General features: G+C 67.4%; 11 protein-coding genes. 7 read left to right on the forward strand and 4 right to left on the reverse strand.

The genetic code is table 11. From position 1 onward, the window contains the following. The first annotated feature begins 3 nt into the window (after positions 1-3). Entirely contained in the window at positions 4-1479 is a 1476-nt protein-coding gene (locus ACPXCG_RS23115; RefSeq protein WP_425794690.1) for an MFS transporter, read from the forward strand. Here the strand turns inward: ACPXCG_RS23115 and ACPXCG_RS23120 are convergent. Then, positions 1460-2122: a TetR/AcrR family transcriptional regulator gene (locus ACPXCG_RS23120; protein WP_425794691.1), complete on the reverse strand. Its 663-nt coding sequence runs from the start codon at positions 2120-2122 to the stop codon at positions 1460-1462. The two genes, ACPXCG_RS23115 and ACPXCG_RS23120, sit on opposite strands and share 20 nt — an antisense overlap. Here ACPXCG_RS23120 and ACPXCG_RS23125 point away from each other — a divergent pair. The 3 genes from ACPXCG_RS23125 (at position 2052) to ACPXCG_RS23135 (ending at position 4473) form a co-directional block, all read left to right on the forward strand. After that, the gene (locus ACPXCG_RS23125; protein WP_425794692.1) at positions 2052-2246 is read left to right on the forward strand and encodes a pentapeptide repeat-containing protein; all 195 of its coding nucleotides are present in this window, start codon (positions 2052-2054) and stop codon (positions 2244-2246) included. The genes ACPXCG_RS23120 and ACPXCG_RS23125 overlap by 71 nt on opposite strands. A 109-nt stretch (positions 2247-2355) precedes the next feature. Continuing rightward, positions 2356-3879, forward strand: a complete 1524-nt coding sequence (locus tag ACPXCG_RS23130) for an MFS transporter (RefSeq protein ID WP_425794693.1) — start codon at positions 2356-2358, stop codon at positions 3877-3879. Between the two features lie 27 nt (positions 3880-3906). Beyond that, entirely contained in the window at positions 3907-4473 is a 567-nt protein-coding gene (locus ACPXCG_RS23135) for a nitroreductase family protein (RefSeq protein WP_425794694.1), read from the forward strand. Between the two features lie 130 nt (positions 4474-4603). Here the strand turns inward: ACPXCG_RS23135 and ACPXCG_RS23140 are convergent, their stop codons facing one another. After that, a complete protein-coding gene (locus ACPXCG_RS23140; protein WP_425794696.1) occupies positions 4604-5038 on the reverse strand; it encodes a hemophore-related protein in 435 nt (144 codons plus the stop codon). A 383-nt stretch (positions 5039-5421) separates the two neighbouring features. Here ACPXCG_RS23140 and leuA point away from each other — a divergent pair, with 383 nt between their 5' ends. Then, positions 5422-7272, forward strand: coding sequence for a 2-isopropylmalate synthase (gene leuA, locus ACPXCG_RS23145; RefSeq protein ID WP_425794698.1), 1851 nt, complete (start codon positions 5422-5424; stop codon positions 7270-7272). Between the two features lie 275 nt (positions 7273-7547). Then, positions 7548-8075 carry a DUF6325 family protein gene (locus ACPXCG_RS23150; protein WP_425794699.1) on the forward strand — a complete coding sequence of 176 codons (528 nt, stop codon included), beginning with the start codon at positions 7548-7550 and terminating at the stop codon, positions 8073-8075. A gap of 14 nt (positions 8076-8089) precedes the next feature. On the opposite strand, the gene ACPXCG_RS23155 is transcribed toward ACPXCG_RS23150, so the two are convergent. Beyond that, positions 8090-10642: a LuxR C-terminal-related transcriptional regulator gene (locus ACPXCG_RS23155; RefSeq protein ID WP_425794701.1), complete on the reverse strand. Its 2553-nt coding sequence runs from the start codon at positions 10640-10642 to the stop codon at positions 8090-8092. 231 nt (positions 10643-10873) lie between these two features. Here ACPXCG_RS23155 and ACPXCG_RS23160 point away from each other — a divergent pair, with 231 nt between their 5' ends. Beyond that, positions 10874-11110, forward strand: a complete 237-nt coding sequence (locus ACPXCG_RS23160) for a hypothetical protein (RefSeq protein ID WP_425794702.1) — start codon at positions 10874-10876, stop codon at positions 11108-11110. On the opposite strand, the gene ACPXCG_RS23165 is transcribed toward ACPXCG_RS23160, so the two are convergent. Beyond that, positions 11111-12607: a hypothetical protein gene (locus ACPXCG_RS23165; protein ID WP_425794703.1), complete on the reverse strand. Its 1497-nt coding sequence runs from the start codon at positions 12605-12607 to the stop codon at positions 11111-11113.

The following is a 12607-nucleotide window of genomic DNA, read 5'->3' on the forward strand; positions in this document are numbered from 1 at the left end:
TCAATGTCTCTTTCGCCCTCACTCGAACGCATCCGGATTCCGGGACAACCGTCACTCACCCACCGGCTGTGGTCACGGATCAACACCGACGCACTGGTTCTCCTGGCGGTGCTCGGATGCCAGCTGATGGTGGTCGTGGACGCCACGATCGTCAACGTCGCCCTACCCGATATCCAACGGTCCCTTGGCTTCTCGACCTCGAGCCTGTCCTGGGTACTCAACGCCTACACTCTCACCTTCGGCGGCCTGCTCCTGCTCGGCGCCCGACTCGGCGACATCCTGGGTCGTCGGGGCACCTTCCTCGGCGGACTCACCCTGTTCGTCTCGGCATCGATGTTCGGCGGTTTCGCCACCGATACCTCGATGCTGTTGGTGGCCCGGGCATTTCAGGGCGTCGGTGCCGCACTCGCTGCGCCGGCCGCGCTGGCCCTGCTGATGACCCGATTCCCCGAGGGAAACCAACGGACACGCGCATTGGCGCTGTTCACCGCGGTGTCGATCGGCGGATTCTCGCTGGGACTCGTGCTCGGCGGCGCTCTCGTCCAGTGGCTGGACTGGCGTTGGGTGTTCTTCGTCAACGTGCCCATCGGTGCGGTCGTGATGATCGCCGGCCTGCTGTCGCTGCCACGAACCGCGGCCCAGCCCGGCGCGTTCGACCTCCAGGGCGCCCTGTACTCGACGGCCGGCATCGGAGCCATCGTCTATGGTCTCGTCAACGCTGCCGAACACGGATGGTCGTCATCGGTGACGATCGCGGCGCTGATCGTCGGACTCGCCTTCCTGATCGGTTTCGTCTACACCGAAAGCCGTGCACCACAACCCATCACACCGCTGCGGCTGTTCGCGAGCGTGTCTCGCAGCTCTGCCCACCTGGGCCGGCTGGTGATGGTCGCCGGGTTCATGGGCATCATGTTCTTCCTGACCCAGTACCTGCAGGAGGTCCTGCACTACGGCCCGTTGGAGACCGGTGTCGCCTACCTCCCGATGACGGTGGCCACCTTCGCCGCCTCGCAGGTGACCGCACGCGTGCTGGTGGGGCGGTTCAGTACTCGCACCCTCCTCATCACCGCGTTCTCCGTGGCGGCGGCCGGCCTGTTCTGGCTGACCACTCTCGATGCCCAGACGCCGTATCTCGCCCTCCTGGGACCGTTCGTGCTGATCGGTGCCGGTGGCGGAATGGCCTTCCTGTCGCTGACCACCGCAGCGCTGCGGGGTGTGCACCCAGACGACGCCGGGGCGGCATCCGGGCTGGTCAACACTGCACAGCAACTGGGCGGCACCGTCGGTCTCGCCATCATGGTCGCCGTGTTCGGGGCCGCGACACGCGGCCTCTCACCCTCGACGACCACCTTCGCGCACGGCATGACCGTCACGGTCCTGGCGGCCGCCATCCTGCTCACCGTCGGCGCGGTGCTGATGGCGATCACCCAGGGTGAGCGTCGGGCGCTTGCCCCGGCAACTACCGGCCCCGTGCGGTGAATCCGGCACACAGATAGGCGATCCCGTCGTCGAGGCGCGATCGCGGGTCGAGAAGCCGTGGCGCCGTGTCACATCCGGACAGTTCGGAGAGATGCGGCGCCGCGGCCTTGCTCCGGCCCCCGATCAGGTCCTCGAGTCCGTCCGGCCGCTCCGAGGGTTTCTCGGTGCGCAGCAGGTCGTCGCTGACGGCCACCAGCGCGACGCCGTGCACATGCGTCCAGACCGCGAGCGCCATCCCGGTGGCCTCGACGAGGTCGACACCGAGATCCAGGAAGCCGGCGGCGAACCAGTCCAGACACCGTAGCGACTCGTCACCGAAGCTGTGCCTGGGTGACGAATATGCGAGCACCACCCAGGGATGGCGGCGATACAACTCCCAGTCGATCTCGACGACGATCCGCACCCGCTCCTGCCACGACGACGGCTCCGCCTCGTCGACCGGGTACGGGAACCGCCTGCCGATCTCCTCCGACATCTGCTGGAGCAGGGCGTCCTTGTCGGCGACGTGCCGATACAGAGACATCGCGCCGACACCGAGTTCGTCGGCGATCCGGCGCATCGACAACGCGCCGATGCCGTCCCGGTCGGCGACGTCGATCGCGGCGTCGACGATCACGGCGAGAGTCAGCCTCGCGCCGACCACGGACTTGTCTGGAGCGGACTTGTCTGGAGCGGACCTGTCTGCAGCGGATTTCTCGTCAGGCGACAATCTGTCGATTCCTCTCCCGGTGCCGTCCACCGATCACGCCGGTGACCTGTGGGAATAATTCATTTGCGTACAGCGTACCCATTCTCGTACCCTTCGAAGCGTACGGCGTACGCGGCCATGGGCGGCGTACGCCTTCGCCAGTATTGCGAGATCCAGGAGAGTTCGACATGTCCACCCTCATCCCATCGTCAGATCAGCGCCAACGGGATCCCTCCGGCGCCGACCGACGCATGTGGTGGGGACTGGGTGTCCTGACCCTCCCCGTGTTGTTGGTGTCGATGGACTTCTCGGTCCTCTACCTCGCCATCCCGGCGATCACCGAGGCTCTCGACCCGTCGGCCGCCCAGCAGCTCTGGATCCTCGACATCTACGGATTCCTCATCGCCGGCCTGCTCATCACGATGGGCAACGTGGGTGACCGGCTCGGGCGTCGGCGCATCCTGCTGGCCGGTGCGGCGCTGTTCGGGGTCGCCTCGGTGATCGCCGCGTTCGCGCCCACCGCCGGGGTGCTGATCGCCGCCCGAGCCCTGATGGGCGTCGGCGGTGCGACCCTCATGCCGTCGAGCCTGTCGCTGATCGCCAACATGTTCCCGAACGCCCGTGACCGGGCCAGGGCCATCGGCGTCTGGACGGCCGCGTTCGCCGGCGGCAGTGCGCTCGGCCCGGTGATCGGCGGCGTGCTCCTGCACCACTTCTGGTGGGGCGTCGTGTTCCTCATCAACGTGCCGGTGCTGGCGGTGCTGTTCATCGCCGGTCCTCGACTGGTGCCCGAGTACCGCGCGCCCAACACGACGCGGTTCGACGTGGTCGGCGTGGCCCTGTCGATGCTGGGCATCCTGCCGCTCGTCTACGCGGTGAAGACGATGGCGGCCGACGGTTTCAGCGCAACCGTCGTCGCGATCGGTGTCTTCGGTGTCGCGATGCTCGCACTGTTCCTGGCCCATCAGCGTCGGGTGGCCGCCCCACTGCTCGATCTCGCCTTGTTCCGGAACCCGCAGTTCAGCGCCGCTGTCTCGGTGGCACTGGTCGGCATGATGGCGCTCGGCGGGATGTCGTACCTCACGGGCGTCTACCTGCAGTCGGTTCGCGGGTTCGACGTCCTCACCGCGGCCCTCGCCGGGTTACCGATGGCGGTCGCGGTGGCGGTCTTCTCGATCGGCGCGTCTCGGGTCGTCGCGGCGGTCGGACTGCGAGCCGCCTTTGTCGGGTCGGTGCTGCTCGCGGCGGTCGGCAACCTCGGCCTGCTCGCGCTGTCGATGTCCAGCCCGCTGTGGATCTACCTCGTGTTCACCTCGATCGCGGGCATCGGATACGGCATCCAGTTCAGCCTGGTCTCCGATGTGGTCGTCGGATCGGTCCCGGTCGAGCGCTCGGGTGCGGCGTCGGGGATCTCCGAGACGAGCTTCGAGCTCGGCACGGCCCTCGGTCTCGCGCTGCTCGGATCGCTGGCAACGCTGGTGTTCCGGGAGAACTCCGGCGGCTGGACCTTCGGCGACACACTCGGCGACACGATGCATCGCGCCCTCGAGATGGGAGACGGCGGAACAGGATTGGTGGACGCGGCCCGCAACGCCTACGTCGACGGGATGCATGCCGCATCCCTCCTGAGTGTGATCGCACTCGGCGTGCTCGCCGTCGTGCTGACCGTCGTCATGCGCGATCGCACCGCAGCCGACGTGCGGCAGGACTGATCGGATCGGACGCGCTAGCCTTGCCTCGTGCACGAGCTGATCGAAGGACGCTGGAGCGCGCGAGGTTACGACCAGGACGCGACGATCTCCACCGACGACGTGACCTCGATCCTCGAGGCCGGCCGCTGGGCGCCGACCTGGGGTCGGGTCCAGCCGGTCCGGTTCGTCGTCGGTGTACGGGGCGACGCGACATTCGGGAAACTCACCGACGCACTGACCCGCGGGAACGCCGGGTGGGCGCCTGCCTCGGCGGCGCTTGTCCTGGTGTGCACGGCCGCCGAGCCCGACGACGAGAAGGCCCGCACCTACGCCACGGTCGACACCGGACTCGCGGTGGCGCAGATGATCCTGCAGGCCGCGAACCTGGGTTTCAACGGTCATCCCATGGCGGGGTTCGATCCCGAGCGCGTGCGGGAACTGTTCGCCATCCCCGACGACCGGCGCCCGTTGGTTCTGCTGGGCATCGGCAAGCTCGCCGATCCCGCGACAGTCGCGCCGGAGATCCGCGAGCGCGACGAACGCCCGCGCACCCGGCTACCACTCGACGAGGTGGCGTTCATCGAGACCTGGGGTCACGCCTTCGGAAGCCCCTGACCCCGCCGACCGGGCACAGTCCCCCGCCGACCGGGCACCAGCCCGGGTTCGTGCGCACGCTGGGCGCGATCCCGCGCACGATCGATGGAGTCGTTGGCCCGGTCGGCGAGTCAGTGACACGCAGGACCGATCAGAACTGCTCGCAGGTCGCCTTGGCCTTCTTGATCGCGTCGTGGTTCTTCTTCATCTCCGTACGCATCGGCGGCATGATGTGGTGATCCCGCATGAACTGCCTGATCGATGAACGAGTGGGGTGGTTCTTGCGGAACTCCGCACGCTTGGCCTGCTTCTGTTCCTTCGTCATCGTCATCGCCGACTCGAAGTGCTTCTTCATCTTCGGATGGCCGTCGATGCGCTTCCACAAGGCCGGGTCCTGCTTCGAGAGAGCGCCCTCCACCTGGGACACGCTGCAGTGGGTGCCTGGCACGCTCGAGTGCGGCGCGGGTGCCGCCGGGGCCGCAGTGGCGACGCCTCCGACCGCGATGGCCGACGCGATGCCGGCGCCGGCGACGCTGCAGGCGACACCGCGGGCGAACCGCTTACCTGGGCGAGTGGAATGAGTCATGCACACATCCTTCGTTGTCGGTCGAACGACAGAGCCGTCGCGTGACATGCACGGCCCAACGGGCCGGGCATGCGACGAAAACTAGCGGCGCCACATGAGATACGACTGAGAATCACCCAACAGTCTGCGTTTATTTTTCGCTGGTCAGAGCGTTTTTGCCGGGTTTGTGCCCACATGCCCGAATCCGCGGGCGGCGATTTGGTGGGCACACCCGGGGTGCCGACGGCATTTGATCGGCGCCGTCGGTGAGGAGTACAGTCCGAGACATGCAGCGCGCGCTCCTCCTCGGTTGCCGCGGCGGGGTCTGAATGACCGGCCCTCCGTCGCGGGCCTACTCATGCGCCGGTCATCTTCCCCATTCGATTCACGGAGATTGACCACCAATGGCAGCAGCAGACTCATTCACTTCCGGCACGAGCCGTATCGTCGAGCCGTCCGGCCCCATCCCCTCCGGCCAACCGGTCTGGAACACCCAACGCAGTTCGGCGATGCCGTCTCATCGTTATCGTCAGTTCGCCGATGAGGTCGAGAACGTCGCCGTCCCCGATCGCACCTGGCCCGACAAGATCATCTCCGGCGCTCCGATGTGGTGTGCGGTGGATCTCCGCGACGGCAATCAGGCCCTGATCGACCCCATGAGTCCGGCCCGTAAGCGGCGGATGTTCGATCTGCTGGTCCGTATGGGCTACAAGGAGATCGAGGTCGGTTTCCCGGCGGCCAGCCAGACCGACTACGACTTCGTCCGGGAGATCATCGAGGAGAACGCGATCCCCGACGACGTCACCATCCAGGTGTTGACGCAGTGCCGCGACGAGCTCATCGAGCGCACCTTCGACGCGTGCCGCGGTGCCGCCAATGTGATCGTCCACTTCTACAACTCGACGTCGGTGCTGCAGCGCCGCGTGGTGTTCCGCGCCGACAAGGGCGCCATCAAGAAGATCGCCACCGACGCCGCCCACAAGGTGCTCGACGAACAGAAGAAGTACCCCGACACCAACTGGCGCTACGAGTACTCGCCCGAGTCGTACACCGGTACCGAACTCAGCTTCGCCAAGGACGTCTGCGACGCCGTCACCGAGATCATCGCGCCGACCCCGGAGCGTCCGATGATCCTCAATCTGCCGGCCACCGTCGAGATGGCGACCCCGAACGTCTACGCCGACTCCATCGAGTGGATGCATCGCAACCTGGCCCGTCGTGACTCGGTCATCCTGAGTCTGCACCCGCACAACGATCGCGGAACGGCCGTCGCCGCAGCCGAACTCGGCTACCAGGCCGGCGCCGACCGGATCGAGGGCTGCCTGTTCGGCAACGGCGAGCGCACCGGCAACGTCTGCCTGGTGACGCTGGGCATGAACCTGTTCAGCCGTGGCGTCGACCCGCAGATCAGCTTCTCCGACATCGACGAGATCCGCCGCACGGTCGAGTACTGCAATCAGCTGAACGTTCCCGAGCGCCACCCGTACGGCGGCGACCTCGTCTACACCGCCTTCTCGGGCAGCCACCAGGACGCCATCAACAAGGGCCTGGACCAGATGAAGATCGACGCCGATGACGCCGACCAGGACATGGACGACATCCTGTGGCAGGTGCCGTATCTGCCCATCGACCCCAAGGATGTCGGCCGCAACTACGAGGCCGTGATCCGGGTCAACAGTCAGTCCGGCAAGGGTGGCGTCGCCTACATCATGAAGGCCGACCACGGCATGAACCTGCCGCGTCGCCTGCAGATCGAGTTCAGCCGCGAGATCCAGAAGATCACCGACGGCGAGGGCGGCGAGGTCAACCCGAAGGCCATGTGGGACGTGTTCGCCGAGGAGTACCTGTACCCGGTCCGACCGCTCGAGCGCATGCGCCAGAAGGTGGATGCGGCCGAGGTCGACGGCGGCGAGGACAGCATCACCGTGGTCGTCAAGGTCGACGGTGTCGAGCGCGAGATCAGCGGTAGCGGCAACGGACCGCTCGCGGCGTTCGTGGACGCGTTGTCCACGGTCGACTTCGACGTCCGGGTCCTCGACTACAGCGAGCACGCACTCACCGCAGGCGGAGATGCCAGCGCAGCGGCCTACGTCGAGACCGAGGTCAACGGCGAAACCGTCTGGGGCGTCGGCGTCGCGTCGTCGATCACGACGGCCAGCCTCCGCGCGGTGGTCTCCGCGGTCAACCGCGCGAACCGCGTGACCGCGCCGGCCCCCGACGATGCCGCCGCCGCACCGCGCACCTGGGCCCCGTAGCCGCGAGCAGCCTCCCCCCGCCGATCGAGTAGCGGCGACGTAGAAGCCGCGTCTCACCCGCCGATCGAGTAGCGGCGACGTAGGAGCCGCGTATCGAGATCACCAGCGCGCCAACCCCATTCGGCGCGCCACCAGACCCACGATGGTCGGGCGACCCCCGATTCACCGTGCCCAGGCGTGGGCCGGGATCCATCGAACAGCGGGCGATCCCTGCTGCCGGGTCCCGGCCCACTCCCTTTGGCGTTCGATGCGATTGTCGTGATCATCCTTTCCGGATGACGACTTCCGCCCCGGCGCGGGAGAGACTCCAAGGAGAGGATCGGGCGCATCGTCCGCGCGGCACGGTCCACTCCGCGAGAGGGGTCAGCATGGCCGACCCGGCCGAGCTCGGGCCGATCGACTACATCGTCGTCGAACTCCCCGACGACACAACGACTCTCATCGACCACATGATCGCAGAGATCGCCGCGCTCATGGCGACCGGCACCATGCGCGTCCTCGACCTGGTGGCGATCTCCGTCGACGTCACCGGCACGGTTGACGTGACCGAGGTCGAGAAGGTCGGAGATCCCCGGCTCGCGGACCTCTCTGCATCACTCGCCGAGATCCTCGCCCTCGAGGACGTGGAGAACATCGCAACCGCGGTCACACCAGGGCGGAGTGCCATCGTGATCGTGTGGGAATACCTGTGCGCCCGACCTTTTGCCACGCTCGCGCAGATGTCGGGGTCGCAGATCATCGCCCAGGGACGCATCCCGACCGGGGCGATCGTCGCGGCGCTGTCGACCGAGCCCCCCGGATGAGGCCGTATCGACGATCAGATCAGGTCCTGTTCGCGGGCCCGGTCGACGGCCTCGCGACGGGTCGACACCCCCAGCTTCCGATAGATCGACTGCTGGTGGGTTTTCACGGTGTTGACCGAGACGAACAGATCCGCGGCGATCTCCGACGCCTTGTACATCGTCGGCAGGTATCGCAAGATCACCAGCTCCCGCTCGGTGAGCACGCCTACCGGCGAGCCATCGACCGGTCCAGCAATGCCACCGCACGCCGCGACGAGCTGCCGGATGAATCCGGCGTTGTCGTCGGCCAGGTGCTGGTGCTTGTCGAGCAGCGCCCGCACCGGCGGCCCCGCCGTCACGAACGGCCGTATGTGACCGATCGGCGCCGCCAGCCGCGTCGCGTCGCCGATGCGTTCGAGCGCGACCGACTCGCGTTGCAGCCGCGCCGAGGCCACCGCCGACAGCACCGCGGCCTCGACGGCCTGCAGACGGTGCGGTGCAAAGGTACTCGTCGCGCCCAGCACGTCCGCCGCGTCACCGGGTCGATCCGTCGATAGGTACGCCCTGGCGAGGGTGACCCTCGTCAACGCACCGGCGTACGAATCGGCACGAGCCGGATCGCGTAGCCGTGTTATCACCGCCTCGGCCTCGCCGGCGAGTATCTGCACCTCAGCCGACGTGGCCTGATACCACGTGCTGAGCAACGAAGGCAGCCGGCCGGCCTGCTCACGTGCGGCCTCGAGCCGCTTGGATGCGGCTCGCGCGGCATAGAGATCACCACGCACCACCGCCAGCCAGACCGCCGAGATCTCCAGGATCAACCAGGCCCCACTGTCCGTACCCAGCTCGACAGCACTGCGCCCCATGGCGATCGCGCGCTCGGCCTCCTCGAGCTCATGGCTCTCGAGGTGGGTCAGCGCGGACGCCGCGTAGAGCGCCATCGCCTGCGGCTGACGCGTCCACCCGCGCCGCTCGGCGAGCGACCTGACCGCCGTCGTCCGGGCACGGACCTCCGGCAACGCGCCGCCAGCGAGATCGACGAGCGCCAGGTAGGTGTCGGCCGCCATCGACATCAGACTCAGCCCCGCACCGGCGGCGCTGACCCGGCTGGATTCGAGTTCTTTTGTGGCCAAGTCGATCTCACCACGATGGAACAGTCCGATGGCCCGGTTGTTCCTGGCTATCAACGCATAGGCCTGGGCGGCCGGCACCTCACTCCGCGACACTCCGGCCACCAGTCCGAGCACCTCGTCGCACCTGTCGACGACATCGTCGAGCGAGCTCAGCCGTGCACGCACCATACGTGTCAGGGCGAGCACGATCTGTGTTGCCGCAGGCGGAGTCGGACTGGTGCGCAAGGCATTCGTCGCGTCTTCGGCGTCTCGGATCATCGAGTCGTAGTCGCTGCGGTGATACGCCAGGATCGACGCCACGATCAGCGTGTCGGCCGTCGGCTGTCGGCCGGCTTGCGCGGCCGTCGGCGCCAATGCCGCTGCGAGGGCAGGCGCCTGCGTCGACAACACCAGGGGCAGAGCGATCCGGCACAGCACCTCCGCCACCTCGGCCCAGGCGTGTGCCAGACCGAAATGTCGGATGGCCGAGATCGGATCACCGCTCTCGGCGAACCATGCCGCCGCTCGACGATGGAGATCGGCAGGGGCATCAGGGTTCTCGGCAGCGAGACGATCCAGCAACAGTTCACGGAACAGTGGGTGATAGGCGTACCAGTCCGGCCGATCGGACAGCCGAACGGTGAGCAGATTGTCGTCGACCAGGCTGTCGAGGACGTGCCGACTGTCGATCCGACCGGTCAGGGCACGCGCGAGATCACCGGTCATCATCTCCACGATGCTGCTCGACAGCAGGAATTTCCGATCTGTCGGTGCCAGATTCTCCAGCACCTCCTCCACGAGATAGGCTGCGACGGTCTCGTTGCGACCCCCGAATTGCGCCAGTGCATCGTGGATGTCGGCGTCGCGGGTACTCAGCAGTGCGAGCCGGAGGCCTGCGGGCCAACCCTGCGTCCGCACCAGCAACGTGTCGAGATCCGCGTCGGAGACTTCTGCTCCTGCGCGCGTGCAGAATTCGAGTGCGTCGGCGTGGGTGAACGCCAGCTGATCGGAACCGATCTCGGTGAGCCGATCCGTGAGTCGCAGTTTCTGGAGCCGGAGTTCGGAGGCCGCACGGGTGATCAGGATCAGCCGCAGTTGCACGGGCTGACGGGAGATCAGGTACCGGACGGACTCGAGAACCGCCTGGTCGGCGATCCGATGTAGGTCGTCGACCACCAGCGTCACCGGCGTCTCGGTGGCCGCGAGGCCGTCGATGACGAGCTCGACCTCGCTGCGATCGAACCCGACTCCTGGGACCACATCGGTCACGGCCGTGCCATCACGAAAAGCGCCGGCGGCCGACAGGGCCCCGACGACGCCGCCCCAGAACGACCGGAGACCATCCGAGTCGTCGGCCGCCAGCCACGCCACCGGTTCCGTCGCGATGTGACGGCTCCACGCAGCAACCGCAAGTGTCTTCCCATAACCGGGCCCCGCCGACACCACGGCGACCTGACCCGGGCGGCACTTGGTCAACGCACGGTCGATTCGACGCAGCCGGACATGACCCGGAGGTAGGTCCGGGCGCGAGATACGCAGCCTGGCACCCGGCGCTAGGTGACCGATCGACTCGTTCACACGGATCCCGTCTACGACGCCCCGACTGGCCCGGGGTGCCTGCAGAGAGTCTAGTCCGTCCGATCGTCGGACCCGTTCACTCATTCGAATGGAATGGCGACAGCACGGTGTCCGGTCTGTGACGATCAGATGAGCACGCGGCGAAGCATCGCCGCAGGCACGGAGGAGGTGGTGGCCGTGGCCCTACGCCCCGGACGGTCGAACCGTCGGGCCGTCATCGGTCATCCCATCGTTCGATCGACGCCACATCCGGAGTCCGCTGCCCTGCTCGAACGCGCCATCTCCCGTCGCCGAGACGACTCCGGGGCGGGTGGGCCTGCGCACTCCACGAAACACGCCGACCACAGTCAGGGTCGCGACGAATGATCAGTCCTCATCGCCGCGGGCGCTGACGGGCGAGTCGGTCGGTTCCGCCGTCTCGTCATCGGCTGTGTCCTCGTCTGCTGTGTCCTCGTCTGCTGTGTCCTCGTCTGCTGTCTCTTCGTCTGCCGTGCCCTGATCCGCAGTGCCCTCGGCCACCGGGACCGGGGCGCGGCGCGCGGGCTGCATGGCCACTTCCAGTGCCGCCAACACCACGCACGCGATCACCACCGTCCAGATCACCACCAGACCCGTCGGATACGGCCAGAACATCAACACCAGTGCGGCAATCGCGACCACGCCGATCCGCACCGCGATCCGCGCCTGCCAGAGGACGCGCTCGAATGTGTTGGGCTGTCGTGCGGCCCGACGGGAGTCGATGGCCCCGACACCGCGGGAGAATCCGTGACGGACCGCGAGGGCCGACCGCGATCGACCGGAGAGGAACGCCGCCACCGCCACTACGAGGCCCACCACCGCGACCGCCCGCAAGGCGAGACGTAGGGGCGCCACGACGGTGTCGAAGATGACCCGTGCGGCATCGGGTGCGAGCACGTCCGGCGGAACCTGGCCGAGATAGATCGCCCGTCCGGCGAGCAGCCCCAGGGCCAGGACGAGCATGCTGAGGGCGATCGCGATCCCCACGATGGCGAGCATGCGGAGTCGTCGTCCCGCCCCGATCAGCAACACGGCACCCACGCCTGCGAGGATGGCCAGCCACGGCAGGATGGACGCGATCTTGTCGAGCGCCCGCACCCACCGCTGCGCCTTGGCCAGGTCGGGCGACTGGAACACGACGAATTGCTTGTCGACCTTCGGGATGCTGCCGGCGAAGCCGAAGCCGCGGTCCTGGAGTCGCTGCTTCACCTGTTCGATGATGGGGCCCAGCTGGATGCTGATCGTCCCGTCCGAACCGATCTCCACGGCATCGCGCTGGGTTTCGCCGGTGACCGCGGCGACCACCGATCGATGAGCGGCGCGATTCGCCGCCACCCAGAGGTCCTTGAACGCCGACGAGCGGACGAAGTCGTCGACGGTCTTGTGCACGAACGACTCGGCCTGCGATGCGAGAACGGGCGCCAGACCGACGAGCGCCTGATCGACACGGGGCCGGTCTGCGGGGGTGAGATCCACGATCTGCTGCAGCGCTTGCTGGGTCATCTGCTGGATGTCGACACGCGAATCGATCTGCTCGGTGACCGCGGCGGAGACCTGCGCCTGCACAGCGGGATCGGAGGCCAGCGGCGTCACCGTGGTCAAATAGTGCTCGGTGTCGAGGAGCTCACCACGCACATAACGGGTGGTCACAGAGCTGAGCGCGAGGAGCGCACACAAGATGACCAACACGGTCGCACCGATTCGGCGCCATACCGACGGCCCTTCCCGCCGACGGTCGGATCGGGCCGCCACCTCGGCTCTGAGGCGCTCGAGTTCGGCGCGTTCGTCGGCGTCGAGGGGGCGAGCGTCGAGGGGGCGAGCACTGTCGGATCCGGCTTCCGCCAC

The sequence above is a fragment of the Gordonia sp. DT218 genome (assembly GCF_049847105.1).
GTDB lineage: Bacteria > Actinomycetota > Actinomycetes > Mycobacteriales > Mycobacteriaceae > Gordonia.

Coding starts and splice junctions, on each gene's coding strand:
- ACPXCG_RS23115 (WP_425794690.1), top strand. CDS start 4: ATGTCTCTTTCGCCCTCACTCGAACGCATCCGGATTCCGGGACAACCG.
- ACPXCG_RS23125 (WP_425794692.1), top strand. CDS start 2,052: ATGCCGTCCCGGTCGGCGACGTCGATCGCGGCGTCGACGATCACGGCG.
- ACPXCG_RS23130 (WP_425794693.1), top strand. CDS start 2,356: ATGTCCACCCTCATCCCATCGTCAGATCAGCGCCAACGGGATCCCTCC.
- ACPXCG_RS23140 (WP_425794696.1), bottom strand. CDS start 5,038: ATGACTCATTCCACTCGCCCAGGTAAGCGGTTCGCCCGCGGTGTCGCC.
- leuA (WP_425794698.1), top strand. CDS start 5,422: ATGGCAGCAGCAGACTCATTCACTTCCGGCACGAGCCGTATCGTCGAG.
- ACPXCG_RS23150 (WP_425794699.1), top strand. CDS start 7,548: ATGACGACTTCCGCCCCGGCGCGGGAGAGACTCCAAGGAGAGGATCGG.
- ACPXCG_RS23160 (WP_425794702.1), top strand. CDS start 10,874: ATGAGCACGCGGCGAAGCATCGCCGCAGGCACGGAGGAGGTGGTGGCC.